Below are 20,298 nucleotides of genomic sequence, written 5' to 3' on the forward strand. Positions count from 1 at the left end.
GGCCGCCCGGCCACGGACCCGCGCGGCGTCCACCAGATGAAAGCAGGGGCCCCCTGTTAACGCTTCCGGTATGGCAGGGGCCCCTTGTTAACACCTCCGGCCGGGACCCGGGCCACGCCGACCACGATCGGTGGAGCCAGCAGGTCGACCATCTCGGCGGGCAGCGAGGGGCGGACGGCGGGCCACTCGGCCTCGGCCACTGACCAGTACGTCGCACCGGGGCCCCCGGTCACCGCCTCGGACCGATCGTCGTCGGGCATACGGTGCTTGGCCATCGGGAAAGCCTCCACTGGCTGCGGGGATGCGGCCTCGGTTGGCCGCCGGACGACATGAGGTGAAACGAGGCCCGCGCCACCGGGGTGACGCGGGCCTCGCGTGTTAACAGGGGGCCCCGGCTATACCGGAGGCGTTAAAAGGGGGCCCGTGCTTGCGCCTCAGTCGAAGATGGGGCCCTGCTCGCGGGTGCGCTTGAGCTCGTAGAAGCCGGGGGTGCCGGCGACCAGCAGGACGCCGTCGTAGAGCCGCCCGGCCGCCTCGCCCTTCGGGGCCGGGGTGATCACTGGGCCGAAGAAGGCGACCATCCGCCCGTCCGGTCCGGGGGCGTGCACCACCGGGGTGCCCACGTCGGTGCCGACCGGCCGCATGCCGGCCTCGTGGCTGGCCCGCAACGCCTCGTCGTACGCGGTGGAGTCGGCGGCGTCGGCGAGCGCCGGGTCCAGCCCGACGTCGGTCAGCGCCGCGGCGAAGAGCTCCCGGCCCAGCTGCTCCTTGCCCAGGTGGATCCGGGTGCCGAGCGCGGTGTAGAGCTTGCGGACGGCCTCCGGGCCGTGCTGCTGCTCGACGGCGATGCAGAGCCGCACCGGGCCCCAGCCGGACTTCATCAGCTCCTGGTACTGCTCGGGCAGGTCCCGCCCCTCGTTCAGGACGGAGAGGCTCATGACGTGGAAGCGGATGTCCACGTCCCGGACCTGCTCGACCTCGAGCAGCCAACGGGAGGTGATCCACGCCCACGGACAGATCGGGTCGAACCACATGTCAACGGCGACACGCTCGGCCACGGTGAGGTCCCTTCGCGACGGGAGCGCCGGGATCCGGCGCCACTGCACCGATCCTCACCCCGCGCGGCATCGACCGGCACCGGAATGAGACCGTGACCTCGGCCACCGACAGACGTGGCGCATGGAAGACTCGGTCCCGGGAAGGCCCGCCACGAGCGGCCACCGGGATACGCGGCGCCGCGCGGCGGCGGAAGTGGGATGGAGACGAAAAGTGCCGGGAGTGCGCAACCTGACCCAGGTGGAGGCCACTGAACGGGCCCGCCTGCTCGACGTGACCGGGTACGACATCCGGCTGGACCTGTCGACCGCCGTACGGGCCGACGGCGAGACCTTCCGCTCGGTCACCGAGGTCCGGTTCCGCTGTGCCGAGCCCGGCGCGACCACCTTCATCGAGACGGCGGCCGAGTCGGTGCGGTCGGCCACCCTCAACGGCGACCCGCTCGACCTCTCCGAGTGGTCGGCCGAGTCCGGCCTCACCCTGCCCGGCCTGGCGGCGGAGAACACCCTGGTCGTCGACGCGGACTTCGCGTACTCCAGCAGCGGGCAGGGCCTGCACCGCACGGTCGACCCGGTGGACGGCGAGACCTACCTCTACAGCCAGTTCGAGACGGCGGACGCCCAGAAGGTCTTCGCCTGCTTCGACCAGCCCGACCTGAAGAGCGTCTACACCTGGCACGCCACCGTCCCGGAGCACTGGCGGGTGGTGTCCAACATGCCGGTGCAGCGCGAGGAGCCGGCCGGCGAGGGGTCGAAGACCGTCCACTTCACCGAGTCGGCCCGGATGAGCACCTACATCACGGCCCTGTGCACCGGGCCGTACCACGAGGTGCGGGAGAGCCACGACGGCATCGACCTGGGCGTGTTCTGCCGGGCCTCGATGGCCCCCCACCTCGACTCCGACGACCTGTTCCTGATCACCAGGCAGGGCTTCGACTTCTTCCACGAGAAGTTCGGGGTGCGCTACCCGTTGCCCAAGTACGACCAGCTCTGGGTGCCGGACTTCAACGCCGGCGCGATGGAGAACTTCGGCTGCGTCACGCACGCCGAGTCGCACTACCTGTTCCGCTCGCAGGTCACCGACTACGAGTACGAGCAGCGGGCCAACACGATCCTGCACGAGCTGGCCCACATGTGGTTCGGTGACCTGGTCACCATGCGCTGGTGGAACGACCTGTGGCTCAACGAGTCGTTCGCCGAGTGGGCCAGCCACTGGTGCAACACCCACGCCACCCGCTTCTCCGGGGCGTGGACGACCTTCCTGTCGATCCGGAAGAACTGGGGCTACCGGCAGGACCAGCTCTCCTCCACCCACCCGGTCTACACCGAGATGCCGGACCTGGCGGCCGTCGAGGTCAACTTCGACGGCATCACGTACGCCAAGGGCGCCAGCGTCCTCAAGCAGCTGGTGGCGTACGTCGGCGAGGAGCCGTTCGTGGCCGGGCTGCGGGCGTACTTCGGCAAGCACGCCTGGGGCAACGCCACCTTCGACGACCTGCTCACCGAGCTGGAGGCGGCGTCGGGCCGGGAGCTGCGCAAGTTCGCCGCGCAGTGGCTGGAGACCGCGCAGGTCAACACGCTGCGTCCGGAGGTCACCATCGGGGCCGACGGCACGTACGAGCGGGTGCTGGTCCGCCAGGAGGCGCCGGCCGGCTACCCGACGCTGCGTACCCACCGGATCGGCGTCGGCCTGTACGACCTGACCGACGGGCGGCTGGTGCGCCGGGAGCGGCACGAGGTCGACGTCACCGGGGAGGCCACCGAGCTGACCGTGCTGCACGGGGTGCGCGCCGCCGACGTGCTGCTGCTCAACGACGAGGACCTGACCTACGCCAAGCTGCGGCTGGACGAGCGGTCGATGGCGACGGTGGTCCAGCACATCGCCGGCCTCGACTCGTCGCTGGCCCGGGCGCTGTGCTGGACGGCCGCCTGGGACATGGTCCGCGACGCCGAACTGGCCACCCGGGACTACCTGGCACTGGTGCTCGCCGGCCTGCCCGCCGAGACCGACATCAACCTGGTCACCGCGACCCTGCGCCAGGCCGCCGCCGCGCTCTCCGCGTACGCCGACCCGGCGTGGGAGGCGACCGGCTGGGCGCAGCTGGCCCGTACCGCCAAGGACGCGCTCGACGCCGCGGCGCCGGGCAGCGGTTTCCAGCTCGCCTGGGCCCGCGCGTACGCCGCCGCGGCCCGCTCCGACGAGGACCTGGCGGTGCTGCGCGGTTGGCTCGCCGGCGAGGGGGTGCCGGCCGGCCTGACCGTCGACACCGAGCTGCGCTGGACCCTCCTCCAGGCGCTGGTGGCCAACGGCGCCGCCGGCACGGCGGAGATCGACGCCGAGTTGGCCGCCGACCGGACGGCCAGCGGTGAGCGGGAGGCCGCGTACGCCCGGGCGCTGATCCCCACGGCCGAGAACAAGGCGGCCGTCTGGGCGGAGCTGACCGGCCCGCGGCAGCTGCCGAACTGGCGGCAGCGGGCGCTGTTGCAGGGCTTCGGCCACCCGACGCAGGTCGAACTGGTCGCCCCGTACGGCGAGCGGTACTTCGCCACCGTCGCGCGGATCTGGGCCAGCCGGGACAGCGAGCCGGCGCAGGAGTTCGCCCTGCTGGCGTACCCGGGCCACCTGGTCACCGACGAGACGGTCGCCGCGACGGACGCGTTCCTGGCGGGCGAGGGGCACCCGGCGCCGCTGCGCCGACTGGTCGCCGAGGGCCGCGACGGGGTGCTCCGGGCGCTGAAGGCCCGGGCGAAGGACGCGCAGAGCGCCTGACGACACCGGTACGCGGCCCGGGGCCGGCGTGGGTGCAGACCCGCGCCGGCCCCGGGCCGTTATCGTGAGCGGAGGAGGTGGACGTGATGGCACAGCCGACCTACGAGTGGCGCCCACCGGAGCGGGGCTGGCGGGAGCAGGACCTGTTCGACCTGCCCGAGGACGGGAACCGCTACGAGATCATCGAAGGGAGCCTGCACGTGACGCCACCGGCGGGTTACGGTCATCACGAGTTGGCCGACCTGATCCGAATCGCGCTCGGCGTGACGGCACCCACCGGCTGGCGGCCGATTCGGGAAGCAGGGCTCCGCACGCCGGGGGGCAACCTCATCCCGGATGTGACCGTGCTGAAGCCGAGCGCTCCAGCGGACGGCATGTGGGCAGATCCGGCGGACGTGGCGCTCGTCGTGGAGGTCGAGTCGCCGAACAGTCGTCGGCACGACCGGTTCATCAAGCCGGCCCTCTACGCCGAGGCCGGCATCCCGCACTACTGGCGGGTGGAGCGGGGCGACTTCGGCCCGGTGGTCTACCGCTACCAACTGGTCAAGGACGTCCACTACGACCTGCTCGGCACGGTCGGCCCGGACGACCCGGTGCCGGTCGACGAGCCGTGGCCGATGCGCCTGGACCCGGGCGCCTGGCCGCGCTGACCCCGACACACGAGAAGGCCCGGACCGCGCAAACCGCGGACCGGGCCTTTCTTCGTGTGGAGTGGGCTCAGCCCCTGCCGGCGTGGCTGGCGAGCTGGTCGAGGCCGTTGATGATGCCGCCGGCCAGGTCGCCGCCGCCGAAGGCGGCCACCATGCTCAGCGCGGCCAGCTTGGCGTAGGTGTCCGGGATGCGCTTGCGGGCGTACCTACCGGTGACGATCTCCAGCTGGCGCTGGTTCGGGGAGACCGCGATGAGCACGGACTTGTCCGGCTCGGCGAGCTGGCGGTGCAGCCGACCGGCGTGCTCCCGGATCGGCTCGTCGAGGCCGCCGACGTAGACCGAGAAGACCAGCCCGGTGCCCTGGTCGGCCAGGCGCAGGGCCTCGTCGATCCGCAGCAGCTGACGGGTCGAGAACGGACCGTCGAGCACCGCGGGCGGGGTGCCCGTCCCGGCCTCGGCCTGCTTCTCACCAACGGTCACTTGCGCCTCCGGTTCCCCCGGCCGGCGCCTCGATGCCGGCCTGCTCCTGCTTGCGGCTGGTCAGCGCGGGCGCCTGCGCCCCCGCGGCCAGGGCGGTGCCGGCCGAGTCGGCCAGCTGCTCCGGGCGGCCCAGGAACCAGACCGGAGTGAAGTCGAAGCGGCGGCCCGGCCGGTAGCGCTTGGCGCCACCGTTGCTGCCGCGGTTGCCGGCGAACACCAGTCCGGCGATCACCAGCACGACGGCCGCCGGGATGCCGACGAAGATCAGCAACGTCTCGGTAACAGACAATCCCAACGCCCCCAGGCGGAAGAGAGACCAGGAATTTTCCGGGTCGGATGGACGATCATGACACCGGCCGCCCGACTCCGCTTGTATTCACGTTAGCGGAGTCGACCGCCCGCCAGATTGCGGGGTGGTGATCCCATCCGTCACTGGAGTGCTCGATCTGCGCAGCGACACCGAGCAGTTCGGCGTCCCCGCCGTACCGGCCGGTGAGCAGCACCCCCACCGGCAGGCCCTCGGCGGTGCGGCCGACGGGCAGGGAGACGGACGGTTGCCCCGTCAGGTTGAACACGGCGCAGTACGGCGAGAACCGCCGCTGCCGGTCGAAATCCTCCGCCGGGTCGACCTCGGTGAACCAGCCCACCGGCGCCTGCGGCGTGGCGAGGGTCGGACAGAGCAGCAGGTCGCAGCCGGCGGTACGCCGGGCGCCGAGGCGTACCTGGCTCTGCAGTTCACCGAGGGCGGACATCAGGGCGCCCGCGCCGATCGCCGCGCCCCGGGAACGGAGGAACCGGGTCAGCGGCAGCAGGTCCCGCTCGCGCTCGGGCGGCACCGGGGCGAGGGCGAGGACGTACCAGACGGTTTCGAAGAGCGGCCAGACCGCCGGCCCGACCGGCGGGTCCACCTCGACCACCTCGTGGCCGGCGGCGCTGAGCAGCGCGGCGGCCCGGTCGACGGCGGCGACGCAATCCGGGTGGACGGGCGTGTCGGCGAGCATCGGGGCGGTGAACCGGCCGATCCGCAGCGGGCCCGGCGCGGCCGCGCGGGCCGCGCCCAGGTGACCACCGGCCGGCACGGCCGGCGGCAGGTAGGGCTCGCCGGGCACCGGTTGGGCCAGGACGTCGAGCAGCGCGGCCACGTCGGCGACGGTCCGGCCGATCGGCCCGTTGGTGGGCAGGCCGAACGCGCCGAAGCCGAGCGGGCCGCCGGAGACCAGGCCGCGGCTGGGCTTGTGGCCGACCAGGCCGCACAGCGACGCGGGGATGCGCAGCGAGCCGCCGCCGTCGGAGCCCTGGGCCACCGGCACCAGGCCCGCGGCGACCGCGGCGGCCGCGCCTCCGCTGGACCCACCGGCGGTGTACGCCAGGTGCCACGGGTTACGGGCCGGTGGCGCCACCCGCCCCTCGGAGTAGAGCGAGCAGCCCAGCTCCGACGTGCTGGTCTTGCCGAGGCTGACCAGTCCGGCCGCGGTCATGAGGCGGACCACGTCGGCGTCGACCGGCGGCACGAAGTCGGCGAAGGCCGCCGAGCCGAAGGTGGTGCGTACCCCGGCGGTGAGGGTGAGGTCCTTGATCGCGGTCGGTACGCCGTGCAGCGGCCCGCGCCGCTCGGCGGGTGTGGCGTCGGCGGCCCGGGCGGCGGCGCGGGCGCGTTCCGGGGTGACGGTGACGAAGGCGCCGACGGTGTCGCCGAGCGCGTCGACCCGGCGCAGGTGGTGCTCGACCAGCTCCGCGCTGGACAGCTCACCGCGGGCGATCGCGGCGGCCTGCTCCAGCGCGGTCAGGTCGTGCGGCTCGGCCATCTCCCCATCCTGCCGGCTCCGGCGGGCCGGTGCCGCCGACGACACAGCGTCAGTACGGCGGAGTCTTGTCGTCGCCCAGGACACCCGACCAGTCCCGGTCGATACCCATCAGCTCGTCGATCGCGGTCTTCCGGTCCAGCCCGAGGAAGCGCAGGGCGTTGCCGCCGAGCAGCGCGGCCCGCTGGTCGGCGGTGAGGAAGTCGGAGCGGTGCACCACGTCGCCGACCGGCCGCTCCCCCAGCGGGTACGGGTAGTCGCTGCCCACCAGCACCCGCTCGGCCCCCATGGTGTCGACCAGCAGCCGCAGCGCCGCCGGGGCGAAGACCACCGAGTCGACGCTGAACCGGTCGACGTACGAGCTGGGTGGGGCGCTGGACGCGCCGCGTACCGGGTCGCCGCGGCGGTGCCAGGCGTTGTCGGCGCGGCCCAGCCAGAACGGGAAGCTGCCACCGCCGTGCGCGAAGCAGATCCGCAGCGTGTCCGGCACCCGGTCGAAGACCCCGCCGAGGATCAGGGCCAGCACCGACAGGTGGGTCTCGGCGGGCATCCCGGTCAGCCAGCGGGCCATCCACCGGTCCAGCCGGGGGCCACCCGGCATGTCCCACGGGTGCACGAAGACCGGCGCTCCCACCCGGGCGCAGTGGGTCAGGAACTCCACGATGCCGCCGTCGTCCAGGTCGCGGTCGCCGACGTGGTTGCCGATCTCCACCCCGGCGTGCCCGGCGGCCAGGCAGCGGTCCAGCTCGGCGCAGGCGAGGTCGGCGTCCTGCAACGGCACCTGGCAGAACGGCACCAGCCGGTCGCCACCTTCGGCGGTGACCTCCAGGGTGAGGTCGTTGAAGATCCGGGCCACCTTGACCGCCTGGTCGGCCGGGCGGTCGTAGGAGAAGAAGACCGGCGTCGGCGACACCACCTGCACGTCGACGCCGTCGGCGGCCATGTCGGCGAGCCGGGTGCCGGCGTCCCAGCACTCGGCGCCGACCGGCCGGAACTCCGTCTCCCCCACCATGATCATGGCGGCGCGTTCGGAGTCCACCCGCAGCCACGGCCAGCCGGACCCGCCGCAGGCCGCGGCGAGGTCCGGCCATCCCCTGGGTACGACGTGCGTGTGCACGTCCACCACCGGAGCGGGCATCAGCCCTTGCCCGGGTGCAGCGCGCCGCAGTTGTCGCAGGTGCGGGCCTTGTCGTCGGCGTAGAAGTCGGCGAAGACCGGGGGCAGGTCGGCGGCGATGTCACGCACCTGGAGCTCTACCTCGTGCACCTTGTTGCTGCACTGCGGGCAGTACCACTGGAACTTCTCCAGCGTGCCCTCCTCGCGGACCCGTTCGATCACCATGCCGATCGAGCCGGCCTCCGGCCGCTGCGGGGAGTGCGGGGTGTTGCGCGGCAGCATCCACATCTGACCCTCGCGCACGTGCACCGTACGCGGGCCCTCGGGCAGCATCAGGTTGATGTGCATGTTGCCCTTGACCTGGTAGAAGAACTCCTCGTACGGGTCGACGTGGAAATCGGTGCGCTGGTTCGGGCCGCCCACCACCATGACGATGAAGTCGTCGCCGCCGGGCAGCATCTCCTTGTTGCCCACCGGCGGCTTCAACAGGTGCTGGTTCTCGGCGATCCAGCCCGGAAAGCTGAACGGCTCGGCGATCTCACTCATGACGGACCTCCCGACGGCAGCAGGGCGACGGCCTGCATCTCGATCAGCAGGTGCGGGTGCGGCAGCTGGTGCACCGCCACCGTGGTCCGGGTCGGCCCGGCCACGTCGAAGAACTCACCCCACACCTGGTTGTAACCCCCGAAGTCGTTCATGTTGACCAGATAGGACGTCACCTGCACCAGGTCACCCAGGTCGGCGCCGACCGAGCGAAGCAGGTCGCGGATGTTCTCGATGACGGCCCGGGTCTGAGCCCGGATGTCGAGGTCGGTGGTACCCAACTCGTCGACCACCACCCCGGCGAAGCTGTTGTCGGGCCGGCGAGAGGAGGTACCGGAGACGAAGACGAAGCCGCCCGCGATCTTGACGTGCGGGAAAGCCCCTCGCGGCACCGCCTTCCCGGCAACCACCTTGGCACCGTCAGCCATTCCGACCACCGCCCAGCGACGCGCGGACGACGACCGGGGCGGGGTTCCGGGCAGCCCGCCCGGCGCAGGGATCAAGCCTGACCGCCCGGAGCCGGGTGGGCTGCCCGGAACCCCCCACCGTGCTACCCGGAACCCTCACCCACCCACTCACGACGATGCCTTCAGAGAACAGCTGCCGAGCCTCTCGACGACGGCCCGAACATGGGAACCGGGACGCAACGGCACCGCGGCCGTCGCCGCGCCGGCCAGGAAGAGCCACCCCGAGCGCAGCCGCACCCCGTGCCGCCCGGCCAGCCGGATGCCCTCGTCAAGCGCCCGGCGCGGGTCGCCGAGGATCGCCGCCGTGGAGCCGACCTGCGCCACCCGCCCGTCGATCTCCAGCAGCACGCCGAGGTTGTCCAACCCGTCCGGCACCGGTGACCAGGGCCCGACCACGAACGCCGCCGCCGAGGTGTTGTCGGCGACGACGTCCGGCAGGGAGAAGGTGAAGTCGGCGTACCGGGAGTCGATCAGCTCGATCGCCGGGGCGACCGCGCGGACGGCGTCGGTGAACGCGCCGAGCGGTTCGCCGGGCTCGGGGAGCCGGTCCAGCAGGAACGCCACCTCGGGCTCCACCCGGGGGTGGATGAAGTCGGCGTGCTCGACGGTGCCCCCGTCGGGGACCCGCATCGAGTCGGTGAGTCGGCCCCAGATCACCTCGTCCACGCCGACCTGGGCCATCTTGGCCTTGCTGGTCAGCCCCATCTTCAGCCCGACCAGCCGCTCGCCCCGGTTGAGGCGACGCTGCACCAGGGCGGTCTGCACCGCGTACGCGGCGTCGACGTCGAGGCCGGTCTCGGCGGCGAGCTGCGCAATGGCGGTGGCCCCGTCGGCCGCCGCGCCCAGCTTCTCGGCGATCCCCGCGACGTCCGGCCCGATCATCGGTCGTTCTCCTTACCGGCAAGATCCAGTGCCACGTCCACGATCATGTCCTCCTGGCCACCGACCATCCGGCGCCGGCCCAGCTCGACCAGGATCGACCGGACGTCCACGCCGTAGCGCTCCGACGCCCGTTCGGCGTGGCGCAGGAAGCTGGAGTAGACACCCGCGTACCCGAGGGAGAGCGTCTCCCGGTCGACCTGGACCGGCCGGTCCTGCAGCGGCCGGACCACGTCGTCGGCCGCGTCCATCAGCGCGAACACGTCGCAGCCGTGCTTCCAGCCGTGCAGTTCGGCGACCGCGACGAAGACCTCCAGCGGCGCGTTCCCGGCGCCCGCGCCCATCCCGGCCAGCGAGGCGTCCACCCGGACGGTCCGGCCGTGCGGTGCGTCCGCGCCGGCCGGCCCGGAGCCGAGGATCCGGCCGTGCTCGACCGCGAGCACGCTGTTGGCCACTCCGAGGGAGAGGTTGTGGTGGGCGTGGATGCCGATCTGCGTCTCCGGCTCCAGCACCTGCCGGTACGCGTCGACCCGCGCCGCCACGTCCGACATCAGCAGCCGCCCACCGGAGTCGGTGACGTAGACGCAGTGCGCGCCGTACGACTCCATCAGCTTGGCCTGGCCGGCCAGTCCGGCCGCGTCGGACATGTGCGACATCATCAGGAACCCGGAGACGTCCATGCCGTTCTCCCGGGCCCAGGAGATGTGCTGGGCGGAGATGTCCGCCTCGGTGCAGTGGGTGGCGATCCGGACGCTGGTCACCCCGAGCGCCTTCGCCGCCCTGAGGTCGGCGATGGTGCCGATGCCGGGCAGCAGCAGGGTGGTGAGCTTCGCGCCGGTCAGCACCTCGGCGGCGGCGGCGATCCAGTCGGCGTCGGCGGCGGCGCCGTGGCCGTAGTTGACGCTGGAGCCGGCGAGCCCGTCGCCGTGCGCCACCTCGATCGCGGCCACCCCGGCGGCGTCCAGCGCGGCGGCGATGGTGCGTACCTGGTCCACGGTGTACCGGTGGCCGATGGCGTGCATGCCGTCGCGCAGCGTCACGTCCTGGATGTAGAGGTCGGTCATCGCGCCGCCACCTCCGTCGGGGTCGAGCGCCGCAGGGCGACCAGCCGCTCCGCGGTGCGCAGCGCGGCCGAGGTCATGATGTCCAGGTTCCCGGCGTACGCGGACAGGTAGTGCCCGGCCCCGGAGACCTCCAGGAAGACCGACACCTGGAGGCCGGTGAAGTGCCGACCCAGCACCGGCGCGTACGTGTCGACCCGGTCGAACTGCACGTCCTGCTTGAGCCGGTAGCCGGGGACGTACTCCTGCACAGCCTCGACCATGTCGGCGACGGAGGCGGTGATCGCGGCGCGGTCGGCGTCGACGTCCGGGCAGAGGCAGTAGACGGTGTCGCGCATCAGCAGCGGCGGGTCGGCCGGGTTGAGCACGATGATCGCCTTGCCGCGTTCGGCGCCGCCGACCACCTCGATGGCCCGGGCGGTGGTCTCGGTGAACTCGTCGATGTTGGCCCGGGTGCCCGGGCCGGCCGACTTCGAGGCGATCGAGGCGACGATCTCCCCGTACGCGACCGGGGTGACCCGGCCGACGGCGTGCACGATCGGCACGGTGGCCTGCCCGCCGCAGGTCACCATGTTGACGTTCGGCTCGCCCAGGTGCTCGTCCAGGTTGACCGGGGGGACCACGTACGGGCCGATCGCCGCCGGGGTCAGGTCGACCACGGTCCGGCCGTGCGCGCGCAGCACCTCGTCGTGGCGGCGGTGCGCGCCGGCCGAGGTGGCGTCGAAGACCAGCTCGACGTCGGCGAACTCGGGCATCGCGACCAGTCCGTCGATGCCGTCGGCGGTGGTGGCCACGCCGAGCCGGCGGGCCCGGGCGAGACCGTCGGAGGCCGGGTCGATGCCGGCCATCGCCACCATCCGCAGCTCGGTGCTCAGCCGCAGCACCTTGATCATCAGGTCGGTGCCGATGTTGCCCGACCCGAGCACCGCCACACCCACGGTCGTCATGAACCCTCCCGGGAGAAACAGGTCCGCACCGAGCCGAGCCCGGAGATCCGCGCCTCGTACGCGGCGCCCGGGGTGACCGGCACCATCGGGCCGAGCGCCCCGGAGAGCACCACGTCCCCGGCGCGCAGCGGGTCACCGGCGCGGGCCATCGTGCCGGCCAGCCACTCCAGCGCGTGCAGCGGACTGCCCAGGCAGGCCGCCCCGGCGCCGACCGAGACCGGCTCCCCGGCGTGCTCCAGCACCATCCCGGCCAGCCGCAGGTCCACGTCGGCCAGCCGGCGCGGTGTGGTGCCCAGCACGAAGAGGCCGCTGGAGGCGTTGTCCGCCACGGTGTCCACGATGGAGATGTCCCAGCCGGCGATCCGCGAGTCGACGATCTCGATGGCCGGCAGCACGTGGTCCACCGCCCGGATCAGGTCGACGGTGGTGACCCGGTCGTCGGGCAGGTCGGCGCCGAGCACGAAGGCGATCTCCGCCTCCACCCTCGGCTGGAGCAGCCGGTGGAGCGGCACCTCCACCCCGTCGCCGACCGCCATCGTGTCGGTCAGCACCCCGAAGTCGGGCTGGAAGACCCCGAAGGCCTCCTGCACCGCCCGGGAGGTCAACCCGATCTTCGCGCCGACCCGGCGTTCGCCCCGGTTCGACCAGGCCCGGGCCTGGAGCTGCTGCACCCGGTACGCGGACTCGACGTCCCCCTCGGGCAGCAGCCGCCCGCGCAGCGGCGGGCAGGGCTTGCCGCCCTCCCGGGCCTCGGCGAGCTCCCGGGCGGCGGCTTCGATGTCGACAGTCGTCATGTCAGGTCCACGCAGACGTTTGTGAGTTCGGAGTAGAAGTCGAGCGAGTGCACCCCGCCCTCCCGGCCGATGCCGGAGGCCTTCACCCCGCCGAACGGGGTGCGCAGGTCGCGCAGGAACCAGGTGTTCACCCAGACGATGCCGGCGTCCAGCCGGGCCCCGGCCCGGTGCGCCCGGCCCACGTCCCGGGTCCAGACGGTCGCCGCGAGGCCGTACTCGGTGCCGTTGGCCAGCGCGTACGCCTCGTCCTCGTCGTCGAAGGGCGCGACGTGCACGACCGGGCCGAAGATCTCCTCGCGGTTGGTCCGGGCGTCCGGGCCCAGCCCGGTCAGCACGGTCGGTTGCACGTACGCGCCGCCGTCGCGGACGTCGCCGAAGCGCGGCACCCCGCCCCCGGCGACCACCTCGGCGCCCTCGGCGCGGGCCAGCGCGTAGTGGCCGAGCACCTTGTCCCGGTGTCCTTGCGAGATCAGCGGCATGTTGGCCGTGGCCTCGTCGGCCGGCCAGCCGTACGCCAGCTCACCGGCCCGCTTCGCCAGCCGCGCGGTGAACTCCTCGAAGACCGGCCGCTGGACGTAGATCCGTTCGGTGCAGAGGCAGACCTGGCCGCCGTTGGTGAAGCTGGAGCGGACCGAGCCGGCGACCGCCGCGTCCAGGTCGGCGTCGGCGAAGACCAGCCCCGCGTTCTTGCCGCCCAGCTCGAAGCTCACCGCCTTCACCCCGTCGGCGGCGGCCCGCATGATGGCGGCGCCCGTGGCGGACTCCCCGGTGAAGGTGATCGCGTCGACCCCCGGATGCCGGGTCAGGTGCTCGCCGGCCGAGTCCGGCCCGAAGCCGTGCACCAGGTTGAACACCCCGTCCGGCACGCCCGCGGCGGCCATCACCTCGGCGAGCAGCGTTGCCGACGCCGGAGTTTCCTCGCTGGGCTTCACCACCACCGCGTTGCCGCAGGCCAGCGCCGGGGCGACCTTCCAGGTGAGGAGCAGCAGCGGCAGGTTCCAGGGCACGACGATCGCCACCACCCCGACCGGCTTGCGGACCGCGTAGTTCAGTGCCCGGCCGCCGGTCGGGGTGACCGTGGTGAACGACTCGGTGGGCGCGGTGGCCACGATCTCGGCGAACGCCCGGAAGTTGGCCGCGCCGCGCGGGACGTCGAGCGTACGGGCCTGGGAGATCGACTTGCCGGTGTCGGCGACCTCGGCGGCGACCAGGTCGTCGAAGCGCCGTTCCAGCTCGTCGGCGACCCGGCGCAGCACCTCGGCCCGCTCCCGCTCCCCCGTCCGGCCCCACGGGCCGCGCAGCGCCGCCCGGGCCGCGGCGACCGCGTCGTCCACCGTGCCGGCGTCCGCCTCGGCCACCTCGAAGACCGGCTCGCCGGTGACCGGGCTGCGCTTGGTGAACGGCCGGCCGGCGTCGACGAACTCGCCGCCGACGAAGTTGCGCAGCAGGCCCGGCCCGTCCGGCGCGGTGCCGGCCATCAGCCGCGGATCCCAGCGGGTCATCCTCGCCTCCCTCGACGGATCAGGGCGCCGGCCGCGCCGGCCAGCAGCGCCACGACGCCGGCGGCGGCCACCCCGACCGCCCGGTGCTGCCGCCGCACCCGGCGGCGTACCTGCGCGTACGGGGTGGTCGAGAAGGACACCAGCTCGTAGCGGGAAACGTACCGGCCGGGCAGCGCCCGTTCCAGGGTGTGTTCGATCCGTTTGCCGGTGCGGAACACCGGCGAGGCGACCTTGTCCCGCATCTCCACGAAGTTCGCCAGCGCCATCCGGGCGATCGCCTCCGCGTTCTCCTGCCGCCGCCGCTGATACAGCGGCAGCGCCGCGGACCACTCGTCGCCGCACTCGTCGAGGCAGCGGTCCAGCTCCACCACGTCCTCGAAGGCGCAGTTCGCGCCCTGGCCGTAGAAGGGCACGATGGCGTGCGCGGCGTCGCCGACCAGCGCCACCCGGCCGTCGACCTGCCACGGCGTGCAGCGGACCGTGCCGAGCACGCCGACCGGGTTGTGCTGGTAGTCGTCGACCAGGTTCGGGGCGAGCGGCACCAGGTCCGGGTAGTGCTCGGCGAAGTGCCGCTCGATCGCCGCCGGGCTGCCCAGCGAGGCGAAGCTCGCGGTGCCGTGGGTCGGCCAGAACAGGGTGCAGGTGAACGACCGGTCGGGGTTGGGCAGCGCGATCATCATGGAGGTGCCGCGCGGCCAGATGTGCAGGGCGCCCGGGTCCAGGGCGAACTCGCCGCCGATCGGCGGGATGGTGAGTTCCTTGTAGCCGTAGTCGAGGAAGTCGAGGCTCTCGGTGAGCACCCCGTACCCGAGGAGTTGCCCACGCACGGCGGAGCCGGCGCCGTCGGCGCCCAGCACCACCGACGCGGCCGCGGTGACCTTGCCCCGCGGGGTCTCGAAGGTCGCCTCACCGCTGGTCGGGTCCAGGCCGACCAGCCGGTGGTCGAAGGAGATCCGTACGCCGGGCAGCGCGGCGGCGGCGTCGAGCAGCGCGTTGTTCAGCGCGCCCCGGCTGATCGAGTTGATCGCCCGGTCGCCTGAGACGCTGTACGACTGGAACTCCTGCCCGCCCGACACCGGATGGATCATCCGGCCGCGCATCGGCAGGGCGTCGGCCAGCACCCGGTCGGCGAGTCCGATCCGGCGCAGCGCGTCCAGGCCGCGTTCCGACAGTGCCAGGTTGATCGAGCGGCCCCGCTCGACCCGGCCGGTACGCGGGTCCGGCCGCCGCTCGTAGAGGGCCACCGGGTAGCCGCGCCGGGCCAGGAAGCAGGCCAGCAGGCAGCCGGCCAGCCCGGCCCCGACGACGGCCACCTCGTCGCGTGCCGTGGCGCTCATCGGTGCCCGCCTTTCGTTCGCGACTGCGGGGCTCGCAAACCCGGCTCACTCCTCGCGCTCACCGGGTCTTCTCCACCGTCGCGGCCAGCGCGTCGGCGACCCGCCAGCAGTCGTGGTACGTCGAGTAGAGCGGCACCGGCGCGAACCGGACGATGTCCGGCTCCCGGGCGTCGGCGATCACCCCGTGCTCGTGCCGCAGCCGTTTGGTCAGCTCACCGGCGTCACCGGCCCAGCCGCCCTCCGTTCGCGACTGCGGGGCTCGCGAACCCGGCTCACTCCTCGCGCTCACACCGATCCGCAGCGAGAGCTGGCAGCCCCGTCGCGCGGGATCGCGCGGGGTGACCACGGCCAGCGGCCGGTCGGCGACGACCTCGTCGAGCAGCGACTCCAACCAGCCGGTGAGCCGCAGGCTGCGCTCGCGCAGCGCCGGCATGCCGACGGAGTCGAAGAGCTCCAGCGAGGTGCGGACCGGGCCCATCGCGAAGATCGGCGGGTTGGAGATCTGCCACGCCTCCACGGTGGCCGGTGGCCGGGAGGTCGGGGTCATCTCGAACCGGGTGGCCGCCTCCGTGCTCCACCAGCCCTCGAACCGGGGCAGGTCGGCCCGGCCCAGGTGCCGCTCGTGGACGAAGACCCCGGCGAGGGCCCCCGGCCCGGAGTTCAGGTACTTGTAGGAGCACCAGGCGGCGAAGTCGACGTCCCAGTCGTGCAGGGCGAGCGGCACGTTGCCCACCGCGTGCGCCAGGTCCCAGCCGACCACCGCGCCGGCGGCCCGCCCGGCGGCGGTGATCGCCGGGATGTCCAGCAGCTCACCGGTGAGGTAGTTGACCCCGCCCAGCAGCACCAACGCGACGGTGTCGCCCTCCGCGGCGAGCAGGTCGACGACGTCGGACGTGCGCAGGATGTCCTCGCCGGCGCGCGGCCTCAACCGGAGCACCGTGTCGTCCGGGTCCAGGCCGTGGAACCGGGCCTGGCTGCGCACCGCGTAGCTGTCCGAGGGGAAGGCGCTGTCCTCGATGACGATCCGGGTCCGCCGCCCCGCCGGCCGGTAGAAGCTCACCATCAGCAGGTGCAGGTTGACCGTGAGGGAGTTCATCACCACGGTCTCCGTCGGCAGCGCGCCGACCAGTCGGGCGGCCGGCCCGGTCAACAGCTCGTGGTACGGCAGCCAGGGCCGCTCCGCCTCCAGGTGCCCCTCGACGCCGAGCCGTCGCCAGGCGTCCAGGTCGGCGAGGAGTTCGTCCCGGGTGGCCCGGGGCGGCAGGCCGAGCGAGTTGCCGGCCAGGTACGCCACCTCCGGGTAGCGCCCGCCCTCGGCCGGCGGCACGTGGAACAGGTGCCGGTGCCCGGGGTCCTCGGCGTCGCGGCGGTGGGCTTCCTTCTCCGTGTCGGGCATGTTCCGCTCCCCGGTCACATCGCCGTCCGGGCCGACCACAGCTCCGGGAAGACCACCCGGGCCATGCTCCGCTGCAACCAGGCCAGCCCGGCCGAACCGCCGCTGCCCACCTTCGCGCCCATCGCCCGCTGGACCGCCTTGAGGTGGTGCCAGCGCCAGTCGCCGAACCACTCGGCGACCTCGGTCAACGCCTCCCCGAGCAGCCGGAGGTGGTTCTCCGGGCCGCCGTCGGCGTAGATCCGCACCCAGGCCGCCTCGACCGACGGGTGCGCCTCGTGCTCGACGGTCAGGTCCCGGGCGAGCAGTTCGTCGGGGACGTCGAAACCGCGGCGGGCCAGCAGGGTCACCACGTCGTCCCAGAGGCTCGGCGCGGCCAGGGCGGTGGTCAGCTCCGCGTACACCTCGGTCTGCCGGCGGAACGGGCGGATCAGCGCCGGGTCCCGGAGGCCGAGCAGGAACTCCAGCTGCCGGTACATCGCGGACTGGAAGCCGGAACCCTCGCCGAGCTGGTTGCGGAACCGGTTGAAGTCCGCCGGGGTCATCCAGCGCAGCCCCTGCCAGGCGGCGTTCAACCCCTCCAGGTGCAGCGCCGCCCGGCGCAGCGGGGGCAGCGCGTCCCAGACCCGGTTGGCGCGCAGTTCCCGCTGGGCGTGACGCAGCTCGTGGCAGGTCAGCGAGAAGTACAACTCCATGATCTGGCTGACCATCAGGAAGGACATCTCGCCCGGGTCGTCGGTGATCGGCTGCTGCAACCGGTGCAGCGTGCTCGCCCGCACGTACGCGTCGTAGGGCACGCGTTCGGCGAATTCCAGGGTCGGCTCGCCGCCGTTGCGAGCCGCCCGCGCGGCGCGCTGCCGCGCGGTGAGCGGGCGCACAGCGGGGGTCGCCGCGGGCGCCAGCAGGTCCGACTGTTCCACCGTCGTTCTCCCTCCGGGATCGGGGTAGCGTCATGATTCCGCAGGTGGATCGGTCGGGGGAATGCCGGATCGACGGCGCTGAGCCGTGCCGACCTGCCGAACCGAAAGCCGTACGGGCCTCGGGTTTCACGACGGAAGGTGGAGCGGTGGACGACATGGACTGGGCGCTGCTGCGCGAGTTGCAGGCCGACGCGCGGCTGTCGTTCAGCGAGTTGTCCCGCCGGGTGCACCTCTCGCCGCCGGCGGTGGCCGAGCGGGTCCGCCGGCTGGAGGAGTCCGGGGTGATCACCGGCTACCACGCCCACGTCGACCTGGCCCGGGCCGGCCGCGCGGTGGTCGCGCTGATCCGGATGTCCTGTTACGGCTCCCGGTGCATCCTCAACGACCCGGAGGTCGCCGGCTGGGCGGAGATCATGGAGATCCACCGGATCACCGGCGACGCGTGCAGCATGCTCAGGGTCGCCGCCGGCTCGATCGCCGAGTTCGAGCGGGTGATCGACCGCCTCGCCCCGTACGGCCAGCCGTCCAGCACGATGGTCCTCTCCACCCCCCTCGCCTGGCATCCGGTGGCCCCGCTCTGACGGTTTGCCGCCCGGCCAACGGGAAAGCAGCCCCCGCTGCCCGTCAGCAGGATTCCGGTGCTTCGTCACCGGGAGGGGGGAATCATGCGGGGGCTCAACCTGTCACAACGTGCGCTTTCCGCCGCGCTGCTCGTCCTCGGTCTGGTCGGGGCGTTCGTCCTGGCCGGCGGTTCACCGGCGCGGGCCGGCGAGAACGTCTTCGTCGAGGTCACGCCGAACACCGCCCAGGCCGGCACCCGGGTCTCCATCCGGGCCAGCTGCGACACCAACAACGGCAAGCAGGCCCAGGTCCAGTCGGACGCCTTCGGCCGGGTGATGCTCCGGCCGAACAACGGCTTCCTGACCGGGGCGGTCACCGTTCCCGGCAACAAGCAGCCCGGCGACTACCCGGTCGACCTGCGCTGCGACAACCAGAACACCGCCTCGACCATGCTGACCGTGCTGAACATGGCGCAGCCGAGCAAGGGCCCGGCCACCGGGGGCGGCGGCACGGCCGACGGCCACGGCGCCGGTTCGCTGCTGCTCGTCGGCGGCCTCGCCCTGGTGGCGGTGGCGGCCGGCGTCGGGGCCCGACGCAGGACCGCGTCCCGCTTCTGACCCGGGGGTACGGCGATGGCCCGCTCACGTACCCGTGGCGGCCGGACCCGGGCCGCCCTGCGCCGCGCCGGCCGGGTGGCCCGACGGTTCACCCGGACCGCCCGGCACGCCTTCTCGGCCAGCGTGGCGACGGCGGACCCGCAGGCCCGCCCGGTGGCACCGGCCGCCGCCCGCGCACGCCACCGGTATCCGGTCGGCCGCGGTGGCCCCGGCACGCCGGTGCTGCTGGTGGCCGCGGTGATGGCGCTGATCGTGGCGCTGCTCGGGGTGCAGCGCTTCGCCGGGGTGGACGTGCTGCCCGAGCAGCTCAGCGCCGGGCTGCGCCCGCCGCCGAAGAAGTTCCCGGTGCTGCCGGCGAGCCCGCCGACCCGGATCGCGATCGACCGGCTGGGCCTGCGGGCGCCGGTGCACCAGGTGGGGATCGCGGGCGACGGCACCATCGCCGTGCCCGACGTGCACCGGGCGCAGGAGGCCGGCTGGTACGACCAGGGCCCCACCCCCGGGCAGTACGGACCGGCGGTGATCGTCGGACACGTCGACACCACCACCGGCCCGGCGGTCTTTCACGACCTGAAGAGCCTCGACGACGGCGACCGGGTGGAGGTGACCCGCGAGGACGGCTCGGTGGCGGTCTTCGAGGTCACCTCGACCCGCCGGTACGGCAAGGAGAAGCTCCCCGCCGACGAGGTCTTCGGCGACTTCAGCCGGCCGAACCTGCGGCTGATCACCTGCGGTGGACGCTGGGTGGGCGGCCGGACCGGGTACGCCGACAACCTGGTCGTCTACGCCCAGCTCGTGACCGCGCGCAACGGCTGAGGTCAGGCCGCCTCGGGCTCGCGCAGGTCGAGCCAGTCCGCCCAGCGCGGGTCGGGCGCCCGGTGGCCGAGCACCCGCCAGGCGTTGCCCTTCGGGGCGGCCGGCAGGTTGTGCAGCCGCCACCCCAGCTCGGCCGGGGTCTTGTCGCCCTTGGTGTGGTTGCACCGGGCGCAGGCGGCGACCACGTTCTCCCAGGCGTGCCGCCCGCCGCGGCTGCGCGGGAAGACGTGGTCGATGGTCTCGGCCGGCCCCCGGCAGTACGCGCAACGCCAGCCGTCCCGGGCGAAGATCGCCCGCCGGGAGAGCCCCACGTGGGTGCGGTACGGCACCCGGACGAAGCGGGTCAGCCGCACCACCGAGGGCACCGGGAGGGCGTTGCGGGCGCTGTGCAGGACGCCCTCGCCGTCGGCCACGCAGACCGCCTTGGCGGAGAGCACGAGGATCGCGGCCCGACGCACCGACACGACACACAGCGGCTCGTACGTGGCGTTGAGGACCAACGCGCCGGAGCCCGCAGTGGGTCGTATGTCAGGCATCGTGCTCACCCTCCCGGTCCAGCCGTTCCCGCCGCTGCCGCGTCGGCTGGG

General features: G+C 73.2%; 22 protein-coding genes. 5 read left to right on the forward strand and 17 right to left on the reverse strand.

What is annotated here, in order from left to right; translation table 11 throughout:
• Positions 1-56 precede the first annotated feature (56 nt).
• Positions 57-275, reverse strand: coding sequence for a hypothetical protein (locus GA0070564_RS11295; RefSeq protein WP_091607333.1), 219 nt, complete (start codon positions 273-275; stop codon positions 57-59).
• A gap of 159 nt (positions 276-434) precedes the next feature.
• Positions 435-1,058, reverse strand: a complete 624-nt coding sequence (locus GA0070564_RS11300) for a mycothiol-dependent nitroreductase Rv2466c family protein (protein ID WP_091609039.1) — start codon at positions 1,056-1,058, stop codon at positions 435-437.
• A gap of 220 nt (positions 1,059-1,278) precedes the next feature.
• Here GA0070564_RS11300 and pepN point away from each other — a divergent pair, with 220 nt between their 5' ends.
• Entirely contained in the window at positions 1,279-3,825 is a 2,547-nt protein-coding gene (gene pepN, locus GA0070564_RS11305) for an aminopeptidase N (protein WP_091607337.1), read from the forward strand.
• Between the two features lie 86 nt (positions 3,826-3,911).
• Entirely contained in the window at positions 3,912-4,475 is a 564-nt protein-coding gene (locus tag GA0070564_RS11310) for a Uma2 family endonuclease (RefSeq protein WP_091609041.1), read from the forward strand.
• Between the two features lie 67 nt (positions 4,476-4,542).
• Here the strand turns inward: GA0070564_RS11310 and GA0070564_RS11315 are convergent, their stop codons facing one another.
• The 14 genes from GA0070564_RS11315 to GA0070564_RS11380 all read right to left on the reverse strand — a co-directional run bounded on the left by GA0070564_RS11315 (position 4,543) and on the right by GA0070564_RS11380 (position 17,702).
• Positions 4,543-4,956, reverse strand: coding sequence for a DUF5130 family protein (locus GA0070564_RS11315; protein ID WP_091607342.1), 414 nt, complete (start codon positions 4,954-4,956; stop codon positions 4,543-4,545).
• Positions 4,943-5,251, reverse strand: a complete 309-nt coding sequence (gene ctaJ / locus GA0070564_RS11320; protein WP_483819061.1) for an aa3-type cytochrome oxidase subunit CtaJ — start codon at positions 5,249-5,251, stop codon at positions 4,943-4,945. The genes GA0070564_RS11315 and ctaJ overlap by 14 nt, the downstream gene beginning before the upstream one ends.
• A gap of 49 nt (positions 5,252-5,300) precedes the next feature.
• Positions 5,301-6,761 carry an amidase gene (locus tag GA0070564_RS11325; RefSeq protein ID WP_091607345.1) on the reverse strand — a complete coding sequence of 487 codons (1,461 nt, stop codon included), beginning with the start codon at positions 6,759-6,761 and terminating at the stop codon, positions 5,301-5,303.
• 49 nt (positions 6,762-6,810) lie between these two features.
• Positions 6,811-7,896, reverse strand: coding sequence for an amidohydrolase family protein (locus GA0070564_RS11330; RefSeq protein ID WP_245669921.1), 1,086 nt, complete (start codon positions 7,894-7,896; stop codon positions 6,811-6,813).
• On the reverse strand, positions 7,896-8,420 hold the full coding sequence (locus GA0070564_RS11335) for a 3-hydroxyanthranilate 3,4-dioxygenase (RefSeq protein ID WP_091607350.1): 525 nt from the start codon (positions 8,418-8,420) through the stop codon (positions 7,896-7,898). The genes GA0070564_RS11330 and GA0070564_RS11335 overlap by 1 nt, the downstream gene beginning before the upstream one ends.
• Entirely contained in the window at positions 8,417-8,845 is a 429-nt protein-coding gene (locus GA0070564_RS11340; RefSeq protein ID WP_091607353.1) for a RidA family protein, read from the reverse strand. Before GA0070564_RS11340 ends, GA0070564_RS11335 begins: the two co-directional genes overlap by 4 nt.
• 147 nt (positions 8,846-8,992) lie before the next feature.
• Entirely contained in the window at positions 8,993-9,766 is a 774-nt protein-coding gene (locus GA0070564_RS11345; protein ID WP_091607356.1) for a 2-keto-4-pentenoate hydratase, read from the reverse strand.
• Positions 9,763-10,827: a 4-hydroxy-2-oxovalerate aldolase gene (dmpG, locus tag GA0070564_RS11350; protein ID WP_091607359.1), complete on the reverse strand. Its 1,065-nt coding sequence runs from the start codon at positions 10,825-10,827 to the stop codon at positions 9,763-9,765. Before dmpG ends, GA0070564_RS11345 begins: the two co-directional genes overlap by 4 nt.
• Positions 10,824-11,771, reverse strand: a complete 948-nt coding sequence (locus GA0070564_RS11355) for an acetaldehyde dehydrogenase (acetylating) (RefSeq protein WP_091607362.1) — start codon at positions 11,769-11,771, stop codon at positions 10,824-10,826. Before GA0070564_RS11355 ends, dmpG begins: the two co-directional genes overlap by 4 nt.
• Positions 11,768-12,565: a 2-keto-4-pentenoate hydratase gene (locus tag GA0070564_RS11360; protein WP_091607367.1), complete on the reverse strand. Its 798-nt coding sequence runs from the start codon at positions 12,563-12,565 to the stop codon at positions 11,768-11,770. Before GA0070564_RS11360 ends, GA0070564_RS11355 begins: the two co-directional genes overlap by 4 nt.
• Positions 12,562-14,043, reverse strand: a complete 1,482-nt coding sequence (locus GA0070564_RS11365) for a 2-hydroxymuconic semialdehyde dehydrogenase (RefSeq protein WP_091609043.1) — start codon at positions 14,041-14,043, stop codon at positions 12,562-12,564. The genes GA0070564_RS11360 and GA0070564_RS11365 overlap by 4 nt, the downstream gene beginning before the upstream one ends.
• Before the next feature lie 20 nt (positions 14,044-14,063).
• Complete coding sequence (locus GA0070564_RS11370; RefSeq protein WP_091607370.1) at positions 14,064-15,404, reverse strand: FAD-dependent oxidoreductase; 1,341 nt, start codon at positions 15,402-15,404, stop codon at positions 14,064-14,066.
• Positions 15,405-15,462: 58 nt separating this feature from the next.
• Entirely contained in the window at positions 15,463-16,800 is a 1,338-nt protein-coding gene (gene kynU / locus GA0070564_RS11375) for a kynureninase (protein WP_091609045.1), read from the reverse strand.
• A 14-nt stretch (positions 16,801-16,814) separates the two neighbouring features.
• Positions 16,815-17,702: a tryptophan 2,3-dioxygenase gene (locus tag GA0070564_RS11380; protein ID WP_425412468.1), complete on the reverse strand. Its 888-nt coding sequence runs from the start codon at positions 17,700-17,702 to the stop codon at positions 16,815-16,817.
• A gap of 161 nt (positions 17,703-17,863) precedes the next feature.
• Here GA0070564_RS11380 and GA0070564_RS11385 point away from each other — a divergent pair, with 161 nt between their 5' ends.
• The 3 genes from GA0070564_RS11385 to GA0070564_RS11395 all read left to right on the forward strand — a co-directional run bounded on the left by GA0070564_RS11385 (position 17,864) and on the right by GA0070564_RS11395 (position 19,711).
• Positions 17,864-18,298, forward strand: a complete 435-nt coding sequence (locus GA0070564_RS11385) for an Lrp/AsnC family transcriptional regulator (protein ID WP_091607376.1) — start codon at positions 17,864-17,866, stop codon at positions 18,296-18,298.
• Positions 18,299-18,382: 84 nt separating this feature from the next.
• Positions 18,383-18,895: a hypothetical protein gene (locus GA0070564_RS11390; RefSeq protein WP_091607380.1), complete on the forward strand. Its 513-nt coding sequence runs from the start codon at positions 18,383-18,385 to the stop codon at positions 18,893-18,895.
• 15 nt (positions 18,896-18,910) lie between these two features.
• Complete coding sequence (locus tag GA0070564_RS11395) at positions 18,911-19,711, forward strand: class F sortase (protein ID WP_091607382.1); 801 nt, start codon at positions 18,911-18,913, stop codon at positions 19,709-19,711.
• 2 nt (positions 19,712-19,713) lie between these two features.
• Here the strand turns inward: GA0070564_RS11395 and GA0070564_RS11400 are convergent, their stop codons facing one another.
• Positions 19,714-20,247, reverse strand: a complete 534-nt coding sequence (locus GA0070564_RS11400; RefSeq protein WP_091609048.1) for an HNH endonuclease — start codon at positions 20,245-20,247, stop codon at positions 19,714-19,716.
• Positions 20,248-20,298 lie beyond the last annotated feature (51 nt).

Source organism: Micromonospora mirobrigensis (genome assembly GCF_900091555.1).
Taxonomy (GTDB): Bacteria; Actinomycetota; Actinomycetes; order Mycobacteriales; family Micromonosporaceae; genus Micromonospora; species Micromonospora mirobrigensis.